This window comes from Micromonospora sp. NBC_00821 (assembly GCF_036347035.1).
GTDB classification, from domain to species: domain Bacteria; phylum Actinomycetota; class Actinomycetes; order Mycobacteriales; family Micromonosporaceae; genus Micromonospora; species Micromonospora hortensis.
The window spans coordinates 2,760,922-2,780,498 of record NZ_CP108880.1 but is presented as its reverse complement, the minus strand read 5'-3'; the positions used below and the strand labels follow the sequence as shown (position 1 = coordinate 2,780,498).

Annotated in this window: 15 protein-coding genes and 1 pseudogene; 9 read left to right on the top strand and 7 right to left on the bottom strand. The window is 69.6% G+C overall.

Annotated elements, in window-relative coordinates:
- Positions 1 to 86 precede the first annotated feature (86 nt).
- On the bottom strand, positions 87 to 1,499 hold the full coding sequence (locus OHB44_RS12625) for an FAD-dependent oxidoreductase (RefSeq protein WP_330440851.1): 1,413 nt from the start codon (positions 1,497 to 1,499) through the stop codon (positions 87 to 89).
- Positions 1,500 to 1,682: 183 nt separating this feature from the next.
- On the opposite strand from OHB44_RS12625, the gene OHB44_RS12620 reads away from it, so the two are divergent.
- Both OHB44_RS12620 and OHB44_RS12615 read left to right on the top strand, forming a co-directional pair.
- A complete protein-coding gene (locus tag OHB44_RS12620; RefSeq protein WP_330440850.1) occupies positions 1,683 to 2,321 on the top strand; it encodes a hypothetical protein in 639 nt (212 codons plus the stop codon).
- A 130-nt stretch (positions 2,322 to 2,451) separates the two neighbouring features.
- Complete coding sequence (locus OHB44_RS12615) at positions 2,452 to 3,324, top strand: DUF4231 domain-containing protein (protein WP_238682985.1); 873 nt, start codon at positions 2,452 to 2,454, stop codon at positions 3,322 to 3,324.
- A gap of 236 nt (positions 3,325 to 3,560) precedes the next feature.
- Here OHB44_RS12615 and OHB44_RS12610 read toward each other — a convergent pair whose 3' ends face one another.
- On the bottom strand, positions 3,561 to 4,127 hold the full coding sequence (locus OHB44_RS12610) for an NUDIX hydrolase (RefSeq protein ID WP_238682984.1): 567 nt from the start codon (positions 4,125 to 4,127) through the stop codon (positions 3,561 to 3,563).
- Between the two features lie 619 nt (positions 4,128 to 4,746).
- On the opposite strand from OHB44_RS12610, the gene OHB44_RS12605 reads away from it, so the two are divergent.
- Positions 4,747 to 5,571, top strand: coding sequence for a hypothetical protein (locus OHB44_RS12605; RefSeq protein ID WP_330440849.1), 825 nt, complete (start codon positions 4,747 to 4,749; stop codon positions 5,569 to 5,571).
- Between the two features lie 268 nt (positions 5,572 to 5,839).
- On the opposite strand, the gene OHB44_RS12600 is transcribed toward OHB44_RS12605, so the two are convergent.
- Positions 5,840 to 7,216, bottom strand: coding sequence for a cation:dicarboxylate symporter family transporter (locus tag OHB44_RS12600; protein WP_330440848.1), 1,377 nt, complete (start codon positions 7,214 to 7,216; stop codon positions 5,840 to 5,842).
- Positions 7,217 to 7,314: 98 nt separating this feature from the next.
- Between OHB44_RS12600 and OHB44_RS12595 the strand changes: the two genes are divergently transcribed.
- Positions 7,315 to 8,901: a sensor histidine kinase gene (locus tag OHB44_RS12595; RefSeq protein ID WP_330440847.1), complete on the top strand. Its 1,587-nt coding sequence runs from the start codon at positions 7,315 to 7,317 to the stop codon at positions 8,899 to 8,901.
- A complete protein-coding gene (locus tag OHB44_RS12590) occupies positions 8,898 to 9,593 on the top strand; it encodes a response regulator (RefSeq protein ID WP_330440846.1) in 696 nt (231 codons plus the stop codon). Before OHB44_RS12595 ends, OHB44_RS12590 begins: the two co-directional genes overlap by 4 nt.
- Positions 9,594 to 9,717: 124 nt before the next feature.
- Here the strand turns inward: OHB44_RS12590 and OHB44_RS12585 are convergent, their stop codons facing one another.
- Positions 9,718 to 9,990 (bottom strand): helix-turn-helix domain-containing protein, encoded by a 273-nt coding sequence (locus tag OHB44_RS12585; protein WP_442932670.1) that lies wholly within the window; start codon positions 9,988 to 9,990, stop codon positions 9,718 to 9,720.
- 391 nt (positions 9,991 to 10,381) lie between these two features.
- Here OHB44_RS12585 and abc-f point away from each other — a divergent pair, with 391 nt between their 5' ends.
- Positions 10,382 to 12,019 (top strand): ribosomal protection-like ABC-F family protein, encoded by a 1,638-nt coding sequence (gene abc-f / locus OHB44_RS12580; protein ID WP_238682978.1) that lies wholly within the window; start codon positions 10,382 to 10,384, stop codon positions 12,017 to 12,019.
- A gap of 44 nt (positions 12,020 to 12,063) precedes the next feature.
- On the opposite strand, the gene dnaE is transcribed toward abc-f, so the two are convergent.
- Positions 12,064 to 15,594 (bottom strand): DNA polymerase III subunit alpha, encoded by a 3,531-nt coding sequence (gene dnaE / locus OHB44_RS12575; protein WP_238682977.1) that lies wholly within the window; start codon positions 15,592 to 15,594, stop codon positions 12,064 to 12,066.
- A 147-nt stretch (positions 15,595 to 15,741) separates the two neighbouring features.
- Here dnaE and OHB44_RS12570 point away from each other — a divergent pair, with 147 nt between their 5' ends.
- Complete coding sequence (locus tag OHB44_RS12570) at positions 15,742 to 16,362, top strand: L-threonylcarbamoyladenylate synthase (RefSeq protein WP_238682976.1); 621 nt, start codon at positions 15,742 to 15,744, stop codon at positions 16,360 to 16,362.
- A gap of 166 nt (positions 16,363 to 16,528) precedes the next feature.
- Here the strand turns inward: OHB44_RS12570 and OHB44_RS12565 are convergent.
- A pseudogene (locus tag OHB44_RS12565) lies at positions 16,529 to 16,684 on the bottom strand (zinc ribbon domain-containing protein); the annotation flags it as partial.
- 107 nt (positions 16,685 to 16,791) lie between these two features.
- Here OHB44_RS12565 and OHB44_RS12560 point away from each other — a divergent pair.
- Together OHB44_RS12560 and OHB44_RS12555 are read left to right on the top strand one after the other, a co-directional pair.
- Entirely contained in the window at positions 16,792 to 17,331 is a 540-nt protein-coding gene (locus tag OHB44_RS12560; RefSeq protein ID WP_238682975.1) for an RNA polymerase sigma factor, read from the top strand.
- Positions 17,328 to 17,873: a hypothetical protein gene (locus tag OHB44_RS12555; protein WP_238682974.1), complete on the top strand. Its 546-nt coding sequence runs from the start codon at positions 17,328 to 17,330 to the stop codon at positions 17,871 to 17,873. Before OHB44_RS12560 ends, OHB44_RS12555 begins: the two co-directional genes overlap by 4 nt.
- A gap of 219 nt (positions 17,874 to 18,092) precedes the next feature.
- Here OHB44_RS12555 and OHB44_RS12550 read toward each other — a convergent pair whose 3' ends face one another.
- Positions 18,093 to 19,505 (bottom strand): serine/threonine-protein kinase, encoded by a 1,413-nt coding sequence (locus OHB44_RS12550; protein ID WP_238682973.1) that lies wholly within the window; start codon positions 19,503 to 19,505, stop codon positions 18,093 to 18,095.
- Positions 19,506 to 19,577: the final 72 nt, after the last annotated feature.

Genomic DNA, 19,577 nt, shown 5'->3' with positions numbered 1-19,577 from the left:
ACCGCTCCCCCGGTTCGTCGCAGCACCCCTCCCCGGCCCACCATTCTTCACCGCGCCCCGCGCTGGGCGGCGGGTTTGGCGACGAATCACCGCCGGGAGCCGCCGAGCAGGCCGAGCCGGAGGGCCCGGAACAGGGTGCCGGGGCGGCTCAGGGCGGCCGGGTGGTCGAGCATCGTGGTGACCCGCCCCAGCCGGGCGTTGAGCACCGGGTCGGTCAGGGAGGCCCGGAAGAGCAGGTCCCCGAACCACTTGGTGACCTTGTAGCCGGGCGGGTACGGCCCGTCGACGTGCGGCAGCTCGATGTCGGCGGTGGTGGAGATCTGCCAGGCGGCGTCGACCACCACGCGGACCTGGTCGAAGTACGCGCGCGCGGGTTCGTCGTGCGGCTTCGGACCGGAACGCAGCCACTTCGACAGGCAGGAGGCGTGCAGTGTCGCGGAGGTCATGCCCTGGCCGTACACCGGGTTGAAGGAGGCGACCGCGTCGCCGGCGGCGACCAACCCGGCGGGCAGGCGGTCGAGCTTGTGGAAGTCGCGGCGTCGGCTGTCCGCCTGGTGGTACGTGACCACCCCGCCGAGCATCTCCCCCTGTTCGGCGATGTCTCCGAACATCTGCGGGTAGTGCTCCCGGCAACGGGCGGTGAAGTCGGCGACGTCGCGGCTGGGCCGGTCCCCGTCGTACCCGGCCACCAGCATGATCCAGCGGTCCCCCTCGACCGAGTTGATCCCACCGATCCGGGCGGTTCGCCCCTTGCCCGCCATGGTGTGGAAGACCGCCACCCAGGCGTCGCTGACCTTCTCGTCGCGTGTGAAGAGCGCCGTGGCGTAGTTCAGCTTGATCGGCATGCGGTGCAGCGGCGGGCGCGGCCACCCGTGCTCGGCCAGCCAGTCGCTCAACCGGCTGGACCGCCCCATCGCGTCGACCACCAGATCCGCCGCTTCGACAATGGGCTCGGTGCCACCGTCGGGCACGTACCGGGCGCCGGTGACCCGCCGCTCGTCGAAGACCAGACCCTCCGCCCGGCCGTACGCCATGCGGATGTTGTCGACGGCGAGGGTGCGTCGGCGGACCAGCGCCTCCAGGAACGGACGCGTGGTGATCAGCGCCGGCCCGGTGCCGGTCGCTGCGGGCGGCAGACCCAACATGCCGTTCACGTAGACCTTCGCCGTGCCCGGGTCGCGCGGTGGCGGAGGGGCGCCGAGCGCGAGCGCCTCGTCGGCGATGCCGGGAAACCAGCGCTCCAACTGGACCTGACCGGCGGGCAGCAGCGCGTGCACCTGACTGCCCTGGGGCACACCCGGCCGTGGCCCGGCGTCGACATCGGACGGATCCCGTTCGATGATCAGCACTTCCTCGGCGTGGTCGCTCAACACCCGGGCCGCCAGCAACCCGGCCATGCTGCCACCGAGCACCACCGCCCGTCGCATGACAACTCTGGTCTCGGCGGGTGGTTCGGCCGTCGCTATCTCGGCGAAGAGCCGGGACGGAGAGGGGGCCATGCGATCACTCCTCGAACGGTCGGGAACCTCGGCATCCACGACCGTAACCACCTCAGCCCCTGCCGTCAGCGCTCAGTCGGCCCGCCACGTCGAGTCGAGGCCCCGGGTGCGGTGGTCGGATCCGCGGCGGACCCCCGCTGTCCAGGGTCGCGCCGGATCCGGCCACCAGCTATGAATATTCGGGTGAGTGCCCATGCCGGTGCGACCCGGCCTCCGCCAGCCCCGGCTCTCCCGGAGCCCGGGACGGGCAGCCGGACCACGCCGATCGCCGGGTTGGGCTTCCTGTGCCTGGTGGTGGTCCTGTCCGCGTGCACGCCGGCAGGTGACTCGCGCCAGCACGCCACGCCGCCGGCCGACAGCGCGGCGCCGTCGACGGGCGCCAGCGTTGGTGGGCCGCCGTGCACGCCACCGGTCGACACGCTGTCAGCACCGCCGGCGGGCTACCGGTTGGTGGGCGAGGACGTGGCGGTGCCTGACGCCCCGGTGCTGGCGGCGGAAGGTTCCGGAGAGGCCGATCCGGCTGCACGACTGTTCGCCAAATGGGGACTCGTCGTCCGCGCCGGCATGGTCGTCGACCTGCGGGTGGCACCAGGCTGGCAGGACAAGGCCCGGCTCGGCTGGGGCGGCACCCGCCCGCCCGCGCCGACCGTCACCGTGCACGCCTGCGCGCCGGAGGGTGGGCAGGCTCAGTGGATGGCCTTCGTCGGGGGCACCTGGGTCGCGCGGGCCGGCTGCGTACCGCTCATCGTGACGTCGAACGGGAAGAACGATCGCGTCAACCTCGGCATCGGCGTCCCCTGCGACAAGACCGCCACGCCCTAGCCCCACCCGGTCGGACGGGTCCGGGTGGACGGCTGGGTCTACTGTCTACACCGCCGACGTACCGATTGTTCGCCGGGAACGCTGCTCAGCCCCGCCGACGCCCTGGACGTTCTGTCGAGAGGTCAACGACATGCTGAAGGCCGAGGATCTTCCCCCGTTTCAGCGAGCCGTGTCCTACGAGTCGCAGCGCGGCCAACGCGTGTACGCCACCCTGATCGCGCTGCGGCTGTCCCTGCTCCTGGTGGCCGCGATCGCGGGAGTCGCCACGTGGAAGCTCGACAATTTCGCCCCGGGCCCGGCGCTCGCGGCGGGCGCCTTCGCCGCCACCTCGATCGTCGAGGTCTTCCTCCTCACCAATCGCCCCAGTGAACGGTGGTACGTCGGCAGAGCCCTCTCCGAATCCATCAAGTCGCTCACCTGGCGATTCACCACCGCGGCTGACCCTTTTCCACAAGGGCGAAGCGACTCGGACAGCGCCGAGGAATTCACCCTCCGACTGTTGGGCTTGACCCGGGACATGTCGGCCGCCGGTTTGGCGGCACCCGCGGTGGCTGGGCAACAAATCACGGAGGGAATGCGGACACTGCGCGCCGCCTCCCTCGCGGAGCGCCGCGCCGCGTACCTGACCGGCCGTCTCGAGGCCCAGCGAGCCTGGTACGCCGAGCGATCACTGTCGAATCGGGCGCGGGCGACCCGCTGGTCGGTCAGCATGCTCGTGCTGGAGATCATCGGGGTGACCCTGGCCGTATCGCGGGCTGCCGGGCTGACCGACCTCGACCTGCTCGGCGTGGCCGCCGCTGCGGTCGCGGCCGGCGCGGCCTGGACGCAGACCCGGCAACACGGCGCGGTGGCGACCGCCTACGCCCTGGCAAGTCAGGAACTCGCCGCCATCGGATCCCTCGCCACCCGGATCGGCTCGGAGGCCGAACTGTCGCGGTTCGTCAACGACACGGAGACGGCGATCTCCCGGGAACACACGATGTGGCGAGCACGTCGACGCTGAGATTCCACGTACCTGACTGTGCTCACCGCACCCAGCCGAGAAAGCGCCGGTGCAGGGTGCCGGCCGGGGCCCACCTCAGGTCCGCCGACGCGCGGACCAGTTGCGCGCCCATGTACAGAGCCAGCGACAGCGGAGCTCCCTCGAACTCCTCCCGTAACTCATCCTGCCGGGTGCGGCATGGCCACGGGCGGTCGCAGCCACCACAGCCCGCTGCCCTCGGCACTCGACGCTGACGTCTACAACTTCCCACGTGCCTGTCGTGCGACCAGTTCCAGCACGGCGATCACCGTTCCGGCCCCGACGATCTCGCCTTGCGTTATCAGTTGGTGCGCCTCGACCAACGGGATCCAGGCGACCTGCTCAGCCTCGTTCACATCGACCAGGCCGCCCGTGTGCTCTGCCTCTCGGGCGAGGAAGAGCAGGTTCTCGGCGTCCGCCGTGCCCACCCAGGGCTGGAACGACAGCAGCGGCTCGACCTGATGCGGACGCCAGCCGGTCTCCTCTTCCACCTCGCGTACCGCACACAGCTCGGGCGATTCCTGCCCATCGACGTAGCCGCCGGGCAACTCCCACACCCACCGGTCGAACACGAACCGGTGCCGCCGCATGAGCAGCAGCCGCTGCTGCTCGTCGAGGACCGCGACCATGGCCGATCGGGGCGCCCGGATCACGTACTGCTCGAACCGCACACCATCGGGCAACTCCACATCGGCGATGCTCAGTCGCGCCCGGCGAGTGTCGTCGACGACACGCTCACCGTGGATGGTCCACCGCGTCAGCTCTGTCGACTGTTCCTCCGTCATCGGCTCAGTATCGACTCACCGCGCCGCCGCATCTTGCCGCCACCGGGGGAAGGGCACTCACCAGGATCACTCGCCGACGCAAGCACGTCAGATGCCCTAGAAAGGCGGTCAGCGCGACTCCCACGGACGCGTGGGGGTAGAGCCGCCGACCGGTGCCGCAGCTCCATCGGCCAACGCTCGTTGACGACCGCCGAGGCTTCCTTGCATCCTTGGCGGGAATCAGCCAATACGGGACCCATGGTATGGAGTGGGGTCACGTTGCCTTATCGAAGATGGACACGGTGACAACAGGCCTGCTAAGCAGGAGTGGTCCCACGGACACCTCCAGAATTGGTCGAAACGGCACATAACGACCGGTCTTCACTTCGTCAAGATTTTGATCGTTGGCATCGGTCAGATATCCGACCGAAGCAAGCCTTGCAGCGCAAACTGCCCGATTATCGAGGACCGAGTTAATCATCGACCTCATCGACCCGATCCACCCGTCCGACAATCACGAAGCTGGAGTGCAGTACCAATGACCTCAAGCTCCTCGGAGGAAGGACGAAAGGATTACCGGCCTCGCGATTATGGACTTACCTCCGCGTCCGCGGCGGCCGTTCTGGGCATTAGCATCTACATGCTGGCGAAACCAGCCCCCGACGTTCTCTGGCGGGACGATGTGGCAGCGGCAACAGCGCTCGCAGGGGGTGCTGTACTGTTCGGATCAGTGGTAGCTTCTGCACTTTTGAACAACCGTCACCTCCTCACGGAGGCAGCAGCAGCAACCCTCTTCGCGTTCCTTTTCTACGCTACAATTCAGGGCTCTACCCTCGTGCTAACGACCTCCAACTACAGGAGCGCTGTTGAAGCATCGGAGAAATGGCCCGTCGTTGCTAAGCACGACTACGAGGCGGAGCCATGGAGCAAGCAGTTTCCTAGCAAATTTGGTGAAAGTTTCATAGCTTACGAAGCTGGTCGACACCTTGTTGGCATCAGCTCCACACGAGATGCGACACAACCAGCCCTCTTGAACAACGAAGGCAAGTCCGACAATCTACAGGACTTCTTCCTCGAAGCAGATATCGAATACATCCAGGGCCCTTCTGACGGTTACTGTGGCTTCATGTTCGGCTATGAGAAGGATGAGCAATGGTGGGCTGTCGTCTTCGGCAGAAGATCCTTGACGGTCACCCAAAATCCCGGATCCTTACCGCATAGGTATATCTACGATCCAGATGACGTAAAGCCACTAAGGCAGGATAAACCGAACAAGCTAACGGTCTTAAAGGTCGGACGAGATCTTACGATGTTCCTGAACGGACGAACCGTCAAGAAATTGGGTGACCTGACTATCGCTAACGGCTCGCTGAGGTTGGCCGCTCAATCGAAAAGTCGGCCGATCTGGGTGCGCTGCGCCTTCGACAATGTTCTTGTACGAGGGACTGCCCCCGCAGCCGACTGATCCCTTCGCAGGTATCCACTAGCACTGGAATGATCATCCATAGTTCTCCGAGGAGACCTCACGATTAGATCGCCAACCCGGTTAGCGGCGGTTACCACTTCACCCTCGGCACGGTATCGACGGGTCGACGGTAGCCCGAGGATTGACCCGGCTTGAGGTAATTCGCACTATCCCAACCGCTCGCATACCCCGATTTCCAGGGAGCGGAGTGGATCAATGCGGGCCGAGGCCGCGGCGGCACCCGGCCACCGCGACCACGGCTCGGTAATCAGGCCGGCGCGGCCGCTTTTTCGGCGGCGCGGGGCGTCGCCGCCTCGTCGTCGGGGTGCTCGTCGACCATGGTGGCCTCGTCGAACGGGTCGTTGCCGCTCAGCACCGCTGTCGCCCGCTCCCGGTCGAACTCGCCGGTCCAGGTTCCCACCAGCACTGTCGCGACCGCGTTGCCGGCGAAGTTGGTCAGCGCCCGAGCCTCGGACATGAACCTGTCGATGCCGACGATCAGCCCGACGCCGTCGACGAGGTCCGGCCGGTGCGACTGGAGGCCGCCGGCCAGCGTGGCCAGCCCCGCGCCGGTGACCCCGGCAGCGCCCTTCGACGCGATGATCATGAACAGCAGCAGCGAGATCTGCTCGCCGATGGCCAGCGGTTTGCCCAGCGCGTCGGCGATGAACAGCGACGCCATGGTCAGGTAGATCGCCGTGCCGTCCAGGTTGAACGAGTAGCCGGTCGGCACCGTGATGCCGACGACCGGCTTGCTCACGCCGAAGTGCTCCATCTTGGCGATCAGCCGCGGCAGCGCCGACTCCGACGACGAGGTCGACAGGATCAGCAGGAACTCCCGGCCCAGGTAGCGCAGCAGCGAGAAGATCGAGATCCGGGCCACAAACCAGAGCAGCGCGCCCAGGAAGACCAGCACGAAGATCAGACAGGTGGCGTAGAAGCCCACCATGATCTGGGCGAGGCTCTTGAGGGCGTCCACGCCTGTCGCGCCGACCACGGCGGCCATCGCGCCGAACGCGCCGATCGGCGCCAGCCACATGATCATGGCGAGGACCTTGAAGACGACCCGCTGGATGACGGTGATGGCGCTGAGCACCGGCTCACCCCGCCGGCCCATGGCCTGGACGGCGAAGCCGACCAGCAGGGCGACCAGCAGCGTCTGGAGCACCTTGCCCTCGGTGAGCGAGGAGAGCAGCGTCGTCGGGATGATCCCGAGTAGGAAGTCGGCCGTTCCGGCGGCCTCGTCACCGGCGGCGGCCTTGCCGGAGCCGACGAGGTCCGGGCCGAGGTTCAGACCCGAGCCGGGGTGGATGAGGTTGCCGACGACCAGGCCGATGGCGAGCGCGACTGTCGACATGGTCAGGAAGTAGCCGAGGGCCAGGCCGCCGACCTTGCCGACCTTCGCTGCCTGCCGGACGGAGCCGACGCCGAGCACGATGGTGCAGAAGATGACCGGGCTGATCATCATCTTGATCAGGTTGACGAAGCCGGTGCCGATCGGCTTGAGTTCCTTGCCGAAATCGGGGGCGACCAGGCCAACCACGATGCCGGCGACCACGGCCACGATGACGGCCAGATACAGGTAACGGGTACGGTCCCGGCGGACCGCCGGTGCCGGGGTGGTGGCGGGTGTGGTGGTGTCCATGTCGACAATGTGAACCGCGTCTCACCCGTTGACAGCCTTGCGGTCATTCTGTTCACCGCGTTGGCAGAAACGGTGGCGCGGCGAGGGAGGTGGTGGAGGTGGCCCGACGCCAGTGGAGCATCGCGGGGCAACTCTTCGCCCTCCAGGCGATGGTGGTGACGCTGCTCGTGCTGGCCGGCGCGGCGGGCGCCGTCTGGCTGGCCCGCAGCGACTCCCGCCAGGCCGCGCAGGAGGAGGTGCTCGCGGTGGCGCAGACCGTGGCCGGCTCCCCCGACGTCCGCGCGGCCCTCACGACAGCCGATCCCGCGACGGTCCTCCAGCCGTACGCCGAATCGACTCGGCAGGCCACGGGCACCGACTTCGTGGTGGTGATGGCCCCCGACCGCACCCGTTTCTCGCACCCGACCCAGGACCGGATCGGCGAGCCGTTCGTCGGTGAGATCGGGCCCGCTCTGGCGGGCCGCGCGTTCACCACCACCAATGTCGGGACGCTCGGCGAGTCGGTGCGCGCTGTCGTTCCGGTGTACGACGAGCAGCGACGCCTCGTCGGTCTGGTCTCGGTGGGCATCACCACCCGCGAGATCGACAAGAAGCTGCTCGGCCAGTTGCCGGTGCTGTTCGGTGTGGTCGCGCCGGCTCTGGCGCTCGCCGCGACGGGCTCCTGGCTGCTCAGCCGCCGGCTCCGTCGCCAGACGCACGGTCTGGGGCCGGCCCAGATGACCCGGATGTACGAGTACTACGACGCCGTTCTGCACTCGGTGCGCGAGGGTCTCGTCGTGCTGACCACCGATCGTCGGGTGGCGCTGGTGAACGACGAGGGCCGCCGGCTGTTGGGGCTCGACGCGGACACGGCGGTGATCGACCAGCCGGTGGCCGGGATCGACCTGCCGCCCGCGGCGGCCGAGTTGCTCGACTCCGGGCGGGACGCCCGCGACGAGCCGATCGTCGCCGGTGACCGGGTGCTCGTCGCCAACCAGCGGACCACCCGCTTCGAGGGCGCGGTGCTCGGCACCGTGCTGACCCTTCGCGACCAGACCGAGCTGCGCACCCTGGCCAGCGAGCTGGATTCGGTGCGCGCGTTGACCGAGGCGTTGCAGGCGCAGACCCACGAGTCGGCCAATCGGCTGCACACGGTGCTGACCCTGGTGGAGTTGGGCCGCGCCGACGAGGCCGTCCGGCTCGGCACCCGGGACCTGACGCTCGCCCAACAGCTCACCGACCGGGTGGTCGGCGCGGTGACCGAGCCGGCGTTGGCCGCCCTGCTGCTCGGCAAGTCCGCACAGGCCGGCGAGCGCGGGGTGGATCTGGTCATCGAGCCGGACTGCCGCCTCGACGACAGTCCGCTGCCGACCGGTGACCTGCTCACAGTGGTCGGCAACCTGGTCGACAACGCCCTGGAGGCGGTGGCCGGTACGCCGCCGCCGCGCCGGGTGCGGGTGTTCGTCGGCGCTACAGACGACGGGCTGGTGGTCCGGGTAGCCGACAGCGGCCCCGGTCTGGCGCCGGAGCGGGTCGCCGACGCGTTCCGGCGCGGCTGGTCCACCAAGAGCACCGGCCGCGGCCTCGGCCTGGCGCTGGTCGGCCAGGTGGTACGCCGCCACGGCGGCAGCGCCGAGGTCTGTCGCTCGGATGACGGCGGCAGCCTGTTCACCGTCCGGCTGCCGGGCAGGATCGAGGGGTCATGACCGCCATCCGGGTGCTGGTCGTCGAGGACGAGCCGCTGCTGGCCGAGGCGCACAGCGCGTACACCGAACGGGTTCCCGGTTTCGTGGTGGTCGGGGTGGCGCACTCCGCGCGGGCGGCGATGGCGGCCCTGCGCGCCAACGCCGGCGGCGACGTGGACCTCGTACTCCTTGATTTTCGGTTGCCCGACCTGCACGGCCTGGACGTCTGCCGGGCGCTGCGCGCGGCCGGCAGCAGCGTCGACGTGCTCGCGGTGACGTCCGCGCGGGACCTGGCGGTGGTACGCACCGCGGTGTCCCTCGGGGTGACCCACTACCTGCTCAAGCCGTTCACGTTCGCCGCGTTCCGCGACAAGCTGGAGCGGTACGCCGACTACCGCGCCCAGGCGCTCGCCGACGGCGAGGTCGCCGCCCAGCACGAGGTGGACCAGATGTTCGCCACCCTGCGCGGCACCGCCGGGCACAGCCTGCCCAAGGGGCTCGACGCGCAGACCCTCGACCGGGTACGCGCCGCGCTCACCGACGGCACCCGCCCGGAGGTCGGTCTGTCCGCGACCGAGGTGAGCGCGCTGACCGGCATCTCCCGGGTGACCGCCCGCCGCTACCTGGAGTACCTGGTGACCGTCGAACGCGCCGCCCGCACCCCCCGCTACGGCACCCCCGGCCGCCCCGAGGTCGAGTACCGCCCCCGCTGACGCCCCACCGCGTCGATCTTGCATCTTCTGTGGCGACGATTGACCCCAAAAGCGACATTCTCACAACAGTAAGTGCAAGATCGACGAACGCATTGGGGGCGAGGCCGGCACCACGCCGAGTACGTCAGGCGATCTGACGGAGGTCGTCACCGTAGTCGAAGATGATCCGCATCCGGGCGCCGAGCGCTCGTGCGTATCGGCTCAGCGTCGCGACCTCGTTGGCCTCCAGGTCACCGTTCTCGATCTGGCTGACCCTGCCGGGCGTGACACCCATCAGCTCGGCCACCTGCCGCTGGGTCAGGCCCAACCGCTTCCGCTCTTCGGCAAGGTGGAACGTCACTGATCCACGCCTCGGTACGAGCACGCTCTGCGTCGAGCGCTTCATCGTCCCCGTCATGCAGCTCAGCCCGGATGTGGTTCCAGTCATGGAAGTCGCCCAGCAGCCCTCCCGCAGCCAGTCGCGGACATCCGTTGTCGTCTTGATCGCCTAGCCACGTGGCGGCTCATGAGACATGGACCAACTATGGCCTGGCCTATACACCGCGCGTTGCACCCTATTGCGGTGGCGGGGCGGAGATCCGTTGTTAGACTCATCGGGTTGGGTTAGCGGTACGACCAGGGAGACCAGACATGGCGGGTGACGACGACATCTCCGGGTGAGACCGGACATGTTCGGCCACCGGTTCGGCGCGCGTAGGCGCAGCCGCCGTGGCCATGACGTCGTTCCACCGGTCCCCTTGTCGTCGGGCGGCTGAGGCGCGCCCACCCCACCCTTTGAGGTCACTCGCATGTCTGATGCGTTCATTGTCTGCTCGAACCTGTCCTTCTCCTGGCCGGACGACACCCCGGTCTTCTCGGAGCTGTCCTTCACCGTCCCCGGCGGTCGCACCGGCCTGGTCGCGCCCAACGGCGCCGGCAAGAGCACCCTGCTGCGGCTGATCGCCGGGGAGCTGCGGCCCAGCGGCGGCAGCGTCACCGTCGACGGTGTGCTCGGCTACCTCCCGCAGACGCTGCCGCTGGTCGGCGACCTGAGCGTGGCGCAGGTGCTGGGCGTGGCCGAGCGGATCGCGGCGTTGCACGTCATCGAGGCCGGCGACGCCAGCGAGGAGCACTTCGCCACCATCGGCGACGACTGGGACATCGAGGAGCGCACCCGCTCCGAGCTGGACCGGCTCGGCCTGGGTGAGCTGTCGCTCGACCGTCGGCTGCACACCCTCAGCGGCGGCCAGGTGGTCTCCCTCGGCCTGGCGGCGCAACTGCTGCGCCGCCCGGACGTGCTGCTGCTCGACGAGCCGACGAACAACCTGGACCTGGAGGCCCGGCACAAGCTCTACGACGTCCTCACCGATTGGTCCGGGTGCCTGCTGCTGGTCAGCCACGACCGGGAACTGCTCGACCGGATGGACCGCATCGCCGAGCTGGACCAGGGCGAGATCCGCTGGTACGGGGGCAACTTCACCGCGTACACCGAGGCGGTGCAGGCGGCGCGGGAGGTGGCCGAGAGCAACCTGCGCAACGCCGAGCAGGAGGTCAAGCGGGAGAAGCGGGAGATGCAGCAGGCCCGGGAGCGGGCCGACCGGCGGGCCAGCAACGCCTCGAAGAACCTGAAGAACGCCGGCCTGGCCCGGATCGTCGCCGGTGGGCTCAAGCGCAGCGCGCAGGAGTCGGCGGGCAAGGCGCAGGAGACGCACTCGTCCCGGCTCGGTCAGGCCAAGGCCCGACTCGACGAGGCCGGCCGGGCGGTACGCGACGAGGACCGCATCGTCGTGGACCTGCCCGACACCACAGTCCCGGGCGGGCGCACGGTCTTCTCCGGCCAGGGGATGCGGGCCCACTTCGACGACCGGGACCTGTTCGGCGGCGACGGCGCCGACCTGGTGATCCGGGGGCCGGAACGGATCGCGCTGACCGGGGCGAACGGCGTCGGCAAGTCGACCCTGCTGCGCCTGGTCAACGGTGACCTGCAACCGTCCGGCGGTGAGCTGAAGCGCGGCGAGGGGCGGATCGCGTACCTGTCGCAGCGGCTGGACCTGCTGGACCTCGACCGCACGGTGGCGGAGAACTTCGCCGCGTACGCGCCGAGCCTGCCGGACGCCAAGCGGATGAACCTGCTGGCCCGGTTCCTGTTCCGGGGCGCCCGGGTGAACCTGCCGGTCGGGGTGCTCTCCGGCGGTGAACGGCTGCGCGCCACCCTCGCCTGTGTGCTCTGCGCCGAGCCGGCGCCGCAACTGCTGCTGCTCGACGAGCCGACGAACAACCTTGACCTGGTCAGCGTGGGTCAGTTGGAGAGCGCGCTGTCGGCGTACCAGGGGGCGTTCGTGGTGGTCAGCCACGACGAACGGTTCCTCGCCGAGATCGGCGTGCAGCGGTGGTTGCGGTTGGCCGACGGCCAACTGCGCGAGATCAGCGCCCCCGAGCGGGTCTGAGCCCTGCGGTCCGGCCGGCGTACGCCGGCCGGACCGAGGCCGGCTCAGCTCACGTTGGCCGGGCCGAGGACGCTCTTCAGGTCACCCATCAGCGCGGTCGTGGCCGCCACCCGGAACGGACCCAGCCGCAGCGTGGTGGTGCGCCCGCCGTTCTGGAGCTTGACGTGCACCTCGGTGTCGCCGGGGTGCAGCACCAGGGTTTCCTTGAGTTTCTCCACCAGCGGTGGTGTGCAGCGGTGCACAGGGATGGTGAGGGTGACCGGCTTGTTGGTGGCGCTGGTGCTGACGTCCGGCATGGACATGTCCATCGCCATGATGCGTGGGGTGTCGTCGCGGCGGTCCACCCGACCCTTGACCACGACGATGGCGTCCTCGGCGATGTACTGCCCGATCACCTCGTAGGTGTTGGGGAAGAACAGCGCCTCCACCCCACCGGCCAGGTCCTCCAGGGTGGCCGACGCCCAGGCCCGGCCCTGCTTGGTGACCCGGCGCTGCACCCCGGAGAGGATGCCGGCGAGGGTGACGACCGCCCCGTCGGGCACCCCGCCCTCCTCGGCAAGGGACGCGATGGTGGTGTCGGCTGCCGCGTTGAGGATGTGCTCCAGACCGAACAGCGGGTGGTCGGAGACGTACAGGCCGAGCATCTCCCGCTCGAAGGCCAACTTGTCGCGCTTGTCCCACTCGCTGTCGCCGATGGTCGGCATCACGGTGGTGCTGCCGGTGTCCGCGTCACCGAAGCCGGCGCCGAACAGGTCGTACTGGCCGACGGCCTCCTTGCGCTTGACGTCGGCGTACGCGTCGATCGCGTCGGCGTGCACCGCGAGCAGGCCCTTGCGGGGGTGGTCGAGGGAGTCGAAAGCCCCCGCCTTGATCAACGATTCGATCGTCTTCTTGTTGCAGACCACCGCGTCCACCTTGGACAGGAAGTCGTAGAAGTCGGCGTACTCGCCCTTCTCCTCCCGGCAGCGCATGATCGAGGCGACCACGTTCGCCCCGACGTTGCGGACGGCGGCGAGCCCGAAGCGGATGTCCTTGCCGACCGGGGTGAACGGCCCGGCCGAGGTGTTCACGTCCGGCGGCAGCACCTGGATGCGCATCCGGCGACACTCGGCCAGGTAGAGCGCCATCTTGTCCTTGTCGTCACCGACGCTGGTCAGCAACCCGGCCATGTACTCGGCCGGGTAGTGCGCCTTCAGGTACGCGGTCCAGTAGGAGACCAGACCGTACGCGGCGGAGTGCGCCTTGTTGAAGGCGTACCCGGCGAACGGCACCAGGACATCCCACACCGCCTGGATCGCCTCGTCGGAGTAGCCGCGCTCGCGGCAGCCGTCCCGGAACGGGATGAACTCCTTGTCGAGGATCTCCTTCTTCTTCTTACCCATGGCCCGGCGCAGCAGGTCCGCCTGACCGAGGGTGTAGCCGGCGAGGATCTGCGCGGCGCGCTGCACCTGCTCCTGGTAGACGATCAGGCCGTGGGTGGGCTCCAGGATCTCCCGCAGCGGCTCCTCCAGCTCCGGGTGGATCGGCGTGATCTCCTGGAGGCCGTTCTTGCGCAGCGCGTAGTTGGTGTGCGAGTCGACGCCCATCGGGCCGGGTCGGTACAGGGCCAGGACGGCGGAGATGTCCTCGAAGTTGTCCGGCTTCATCAACCGCAGCAGCGACCGCATCGGCCCGCCGTCGAGTTGGAACACGCCCAGGGTGTCACCGCGGGCCAGCAGCTCGTACGCGGCCTTGTCGTCCAGCGGCAGGCCCAGCAGGTCGAGCTTCCGGCCGTGGTTCAGCTCGATGTTCTTGACCGCGTCGTCGATGATCGTCAGGTTGCGCAGGCCGAGGAAGTCCATCTTCAGCAGCCCGAGCGACTCGCAGGTCGGGTAGTCGAACTGCGTGATGATCGCCCCGTCGGCGTCGCGGCGCGTCAACGGGATGTGCTCGATGATCGGCTCGGCGGACATGATGACGCCGGCGGCGTGCACACCGGTCTGCCGGATCAGCCCCTCGATGCCCTTGGCCGTGTCGATCACCTTGCGGACGTCCGGGTCGGAGTCGTACAGACCGCGGATCTCGCCCGCCTCGGCGTAGCGGGGGTGCTTGTTGTCGAAGATGCCGGTGAGCGGGATGTCCTTGCCCATCACCGCCGGTGGCATGGCCTTGGTGATCCGGTCGCCGACCGCGTACGGGAAGCCGAGAACCCGGGCGGAGTCCTTGATCGCGGCCTTCGCCTTGATCGTGCCGAAGGTGGCGATCTGGGCGACCTTGTCCTCGCCCCACTTGTCGGTGACGTACTTGATCACCTCGCCGCGCCGACGCTCGTCGAAGTCGATGTCGACATCCGGCATCGAGACCCGCTCGGGGTTGAGGAACCGCTCGAAGATCAGACCGTGCTGGATCGGGTCCAGGTCGGTGATGCCCAGCGCGTACGCGACGAGCGACCCGGCGGCCGAACCACGGCCCGGACCCACGGCGATGCCCTGGTTCTTGGCCCACTGGATGAAGTCGGCGACCACGAGGAAGTAGGACGGGAAGCCCATCTGGTTGATGACGCCCAGCTCGTACTCGGCCTGGACGACGTGCCCCTCCGGGATGCCGTTCGGATAGCGGCGGGCCAGGCCGGCGAAGGTCTCCTTGCGGAACCAGGACTCCTCGGTCTCGCCCTCGGGCACCGGGAAGCGCGGCATCAGGTTGTGGAACTCGAACATGCCCTTCGGGTCGACCTTCTCGGCCACCAGCAGGGTGTTGCGGCAGCCCTCCTGCCACAGCTCGGACGAGTCCACAGCGCGCATCTGGTCGGCGCTCTTGATGAAGTAGCCGCCACCCTCGAACCGGAACCGGTTGGGGTCGTCGATGTTGCTGCCGGTCTGCACGCAGAGCAGCACGTCGTGGGCGGTGGCCTGCGCCTCGTGGGTGTAGTGGGAGTCGTTCGTGACCACTGGCGGGATGTCCAGCTTGCGGGCGATCTCGGTGAGCCCCTCGCGGACCCGGCTCTCGATGGAGAGGCCGTGATCCATGATCTCCAGGAAGTAGTTGTCCTTGCCGAAGATGTCCTGGTAGCTCGCGGCAACCTTGAGCGCCTCGTCGAACTGGCCCAGGCGCAGCCGGGTCTGCACCGCGCCGGACGGGCAGCCGGTGGTGGCCATGATCCCCTCGGCGTGCTCGGCGATCAGCTCCATGTCCATCCGGGGCCACTTGACGTAGTGCCCCTCCATGGACGCGCGCGAGTTGAGGGTGAACAGGTTCTTCAGGCCCCGCGCGTCCTTCGCCCACATCGTCTTGTGGGTGATCGCGCCGTTACCGGAGATGTCGTCGCTCTTCTGCTCCGGCCGACCCCACTTGACCCGCGCCTTGTGGTAGCGCGACTCCGGCGCCACGTACGCCTCGACGCCCAGGATCGGGGTGATCCCGGCGGCCATCGCCTGGTTGTAGAAGTCGTTCGCGCCATGCATGTTGCCGTGATCGGTGATCGCCACAGCGGACATGCCCAGCCGCTTGGCCTCGGCGAACAGGTCCTTCAGCCGGGCCGCTCCGTCGAGCATCGAGTACTCGGTGTGCACGTGCAGATGCGCGAACGAATCGGCCATGCGTGGCGCCCCCCGGCGGTGTGGATCTTGTTGGTCGGAGCCGACCGGGACCTACCCTACCGAGGTGATCTCGGCGGCTCCACCGTCCGCGCCGACGGTCGTGGCCCTCGTCTCCTGATCGCCCCCGCGTGGGCCTAGGCTCGGAGGATGGCGAGGTACTACGACGTACACCCGGAGAACCCCCAGCCCCGGATCATCGGCCAGGTCGCCGACCTGATCCGCAGTGGTGGGCTGGTCGCCTACCCGACGGACTCCTGCTACGCGCTCGGCATCCAGCTGGGCAACCAGGACGGGCTGGACCGGATCCGGCAGATCCGCCACCTCGACGACCGGCACCACTTCACGCTCGTCTGCCGGGACTTCGCGCAGCTCGGCCAGTTCGTCCAGATCAGCAACTCGGTCTTCCGCCTGGTCAAGGCGTCCACCCCGGGCAGCTACACGTTCATCCTGCCGGCCACCAAGGAGGTGCCCCGCCGGATGCTGCACCCGAAGAAGCGGACCGTCGGCGTTCGGGTACCCCGGCACACCGTCACCCAGGCGCTGCTGGCCGAGCTGGCCGAGCCGCTGGTGTCCAGCACGCTGGTCCTGCCCGGCGACGAGGAGCCGATGACCCAGGGCTGGGAGATCAAGGAACGGCTCGACCACCAGCTCGACGCGGTGCTCGACGCCGGCGACTGCGGCAAGGAGCCGACGACAGTGATCGACCTGTCCGGGCCCGAGCCGGAGATCCTGCGCCGGGGCGCCGGGGACGTGTCCCGCTTCGATTGACGCCCTCTCCACCCTGAAGGGCGGAGATTCCGGTCTGCTGCACCCCCGAAGGGGCACGCTCCCGGCGAGTTACCGCTTCGCTGCGCGGTGCCGGCACGGGTGCCGGTCTTACCTGCGCTCCACGGTCGCTGAGGTCCGCCCGTCCGGCGGCCCTGATGTTTCTGGCGGCGTTCACGTCTCGGACGTGCAGGCTGCCGCATGGGCAGCCCCACGTCCGGACGTTGAGCGCCATCTTGTCGTTGATCCGGCCGCAGTCCGAGCACATACGGGTCGACGGGAAGAACCGATCTACCCGGCTGAAGGGCAGTGCACTAGCTCGCATTTCGGTAGCGCGCCGGTTTCGGGTCGGGTGCCGGACGGTACGGGGCCGCCGCCGCGGCACCTGTCATACGCTCAGGGATCGGCACCGGCGAGCATTGGACACCCGGCATGCCCGACGCGGACGACATCGACGCCCTGGCCCGGTCCGCCGCGCACGGCGACCCGGCCGCGCTCAACGCCCTGCTGGTCGCGGTGCGCCCAGAGGTGTTGCGGCTGTGCGCCCGGTTTCTGCCCAACCGGGAGGACGCCGAGGAGGCCTGCCAGGACACGTTGTTGGCGCTGGCCGGCGGCATCACCCGGTTCGAGGGGCGCTCCTCGTTCCGCACCTGGCTGCACCGGCTGACCGTCAACCGGGCCCGCTCCACGTACCGCACGCTGCGCCGCCGCTGCCGACTGGAGGCCGAGGGCGTGCCGCTGCCCGACCAGGCCGACCCCCGACGGACCAGCGTGGTCGCGGGCACCCGCCTCGACCTGCTCGACGCCTTCGACTCGGTGCATCCCGATCTCGCCGAGGTGGTCGCCCTTCGCGATGTCCTGGGGCTGAGCTACCCCGAGATCGCCGCCCTGCTCGACGTGCCGCTGGGCACTGTGAAGTCCCGGTTGCACCTGGCCCGGCGCCAGGTCCGGCAGCGGCTCGGCGCGGAATGAACCGCAGGTCGTTCCGCCGGGTCGTCGTCGTCCTCGCGGCCACCGTGGGGGTCGCCGCCTGCGGCGCCGACGCCGTCTCGCCCCTGCCCGTCCAACCGGCCGGCCCGACCCTCTCGACCCCGACCCTCTCGCCGCCGTCCCCCTCCGCGGTTCTCCCGATCCCCGCGCCCACCGGGTCGCCATCCCGACCGCCGCCGGCCAGCGCGCGCCCGGCACCGCCCGCACCCACCAGAACACTGGGTACGCCCCGAACGACTCCCCCGCCGACCGACGCGACGCCGGCCTGTCAGGGCGCTGTCCGCTACGACCTGCCGCTCGCCGAGACCGAGATCGAGCTGCTGAAATCGCTTTGCTTCGCCACCGGTGCGGTGCTGCGCATCCAGGGCATCGGGCCGGGGCTCGTCACCGTCGACCGCCCGGAATTGGTCTCCCAGCAGTACGAGGCGGGCGTGGTGGACATCCGCTTCGTCCGCGCCGGCACCGTCGCCGTCACGATCCCCAAGGACGGCCGGGAGCACACCATCACAGTGGTGGTCCGCTAGCCGGGATCGACGCCGGGCGCGGAGGAACTCGGCGGCGGCGACCCCCAGCAGCACCAGACCGGCGGCGACGCCAGCCGGGCCGGGTGGGACCCAGGTACCGCTGAAGATCAACCCGTGGTCACCGAACGCCGTGAGCAGCGCGGCGGCCAACAGCATCAGGCCGAACATGGTGCCCAGGATCAGCGGCGGCTGGGTCACCGCCGGGCCGGTTCGCCGCACCTACCGCAGGCGCACTCCGGCGAGCAGGGTGTCCACGAAGGCGGGTCCGCCGTCCGCGGGCGGGGCGATCTGCACGTACACCAGGGCGGGTCGGCCGGGGTGCAGGGCTGCCGACTCGATGATCTGCGGACGACCCCGGTCGCAGCGGTACGCCACCACTGTCCACTCGACGCCCGCCTGCCAGGTGATTCGGGGCGGCGCGGACGTGCAGTCACCGTGGGTGCGCTCGGCCAGGAACCCGGCCGGCGTGGTGCGTGCCGCCGTGCTGGCGGAGAGGCCCACGAACGCGCCGGGCAGGCGGGGGTCGGTGGCCCACCGGCGGGGTTGCGGTGACATCACCAGCGCCGGTTCGGGATCACCGTCGGCACCGTACTGACCGGCCCAGGTGGCACCCGTGGCGGACCAGCCGGGCGGCAACGCCACTGTCAACGGCCCGGCCGTGTACGTGCCGATGACTGGCCCAGCAGACCCGACGCCATCTGCCTCGGCGCCCACCGCACCCACCGCGGCGACGGCCACCACGGCGGCCCCGGCCAGCCGCAACCGGCGGCGCGCCCTCACCCGGGGTGACGGCTGTCGCCGCACGGGACCGGCCGCCGCAGCCGGGGCGCTCGCGCGGACCAACGCGGCGTGCACCGTCGCGGCGTCGGGGTAACGGTCGGCCGGGCGGTGGGCGGTGGCCCGGGCGAGCACCGCCGCGACCGCCGGGGGCACGTCGTCCCGCAGTCGGAGTTCCGGTGGGTGCCGAGGCGGATCTGATCTGGTCGGGTTCGCGCCGGTGGGGTCGGCGGCCAGCAGTCGGATGCCGAGCCGGCCGAGCCCGTACACGTCGGCGCGGGTGTCGATCACCGCGCCCGGATCGTCCTGCTCGGGGGCCATGTAGCCCGGGGTGCCGGCCCGGGCGGTCAGTCCGGAGGCGGCGGCGAGCGCCTTGGCGAGGCCGAGGTCGGCGATCAGCACCTGTTCCGCGCCGTCGGGGCCGGCGGAGCGGAACAGGATGTTGCCCGGGGTGAGATCACGGTGCACGACGCCGTGGCGGTGCAGCACGGCGACCCCGGCGCAGATCTCGCCGAGCAGCCGCAGCGCCGTCGGCGCGGGGATCTCGCCAGCGGCCAACCGGTCCCGCAGGCTGCCGCCGTCCGCCCAGGCCAGGACCGCGTACGGGCGGCCGTCGGGCAGCTCACCGACGGCGTGCACCCGGATCAACCGCTCGTGCTCCAACCGGCGCAGCAACCGGGCCTCGTCGAGGAAGCGTTCCCGCACCCGTAGGTCGTGGCTCCAGTTCTCGGCCAGCACCTTGATCGCCACGTGCGCGTCGAGCGCCCGGTCGTAGCCCAGCCACACCGTCGCGAACGAACCGACGCCGAGCAGCCGCTCGACGGCGTAGGGCCCGATCCGCAGTGGAGCCGTCACGGTGTCACCCCCGGCCGGCGTTTCTCTGCAGAGTAGACCGGGCCGGTCGTGATTCCGACGAACCGTTGGCCC

Coding starts and splice junctions, on each gene's coding strand:
- OHB44_RS12625 (WP_330440851.1), bottom strand. CDS start 1,499: ATGGCCCCCTCTCCGTCCCGGCTCTTCGCCGAGATAGCGACGGCCGAA.
- OHB44_RS12615 (WP_238682985.1), top strand. CDS start 2,452: ATGCTGAAGGCCGAGGATCTTCCCCCGTTTCAGCGAGCCGTGTCCTAC.
- OHB44_RS12610 (WP_238682984.1), bottom strand. CDS start 4,127: ATGACGGAGGAACAGTCGACAGAGCTGACGCGGTGGACCATCCACGGT.
- OHB44_RS12605 (WP_330440849.1), top strand. CDS start 4,747: ATGCTGGCGAAACCAGCCCCCGACGTTCTCTGGCGGGACGATGTGGCA.
- OHB44_RS12600 (WP_330440848.1), bottom strand. CDS start 7,216: ATGGACACCACCACACCCGCCACCACCCCGGCACCGGCGGTCCGCCGG.
- OHB44_RS12590 (WP_330440846.1), top strand. CDS start 8,898: ATGACCGCCATCCGGGTGCTGGTCGTCGAGGACGAGCCGCTGCTGGCC.
- OHB44_RS12585 (WP_442932670.1), bottom strand. CDS start 9,990: ATGACGGGGACGATGAAGCGCTCGACGCAGAGCGTGCTCGTACCGAGG.
- abc-f (WP_238682978.1), top strand. CDS start 10,382: ATGTCTGATGCGTTCATTGTCTGCTCGAACCTGTCCTTCTCCTGGCCG.
- dnaE (WP_238682977.1), bottom strand. CDS start 15,594: ATGGCCGATTCGTTCGCGCATCTGCACGTGCACACCGAGTACTCGATG.
- OHB44_RS12570 (WP_238682976.1), top strand. CDS start 15,742: ATGGCGAGGTACTACGACGTACACCCGGAGAACCCCCAGCCCCGGATC.
- OHB44_RS12560 (WP_238682975.1), top strand. CDS start 16,792: ATGCCCGACGCGGACGACATCGACGCCCTGGCCCGGTCCGCCGCGCAC.
- OHB44_RS12555 (WP_238682974.1), top strand. CDS start 17,328: ATGAACCGCAGGTCGTTCCGCCGGGTCGTCGTCGTCCTCGCGGCCACC.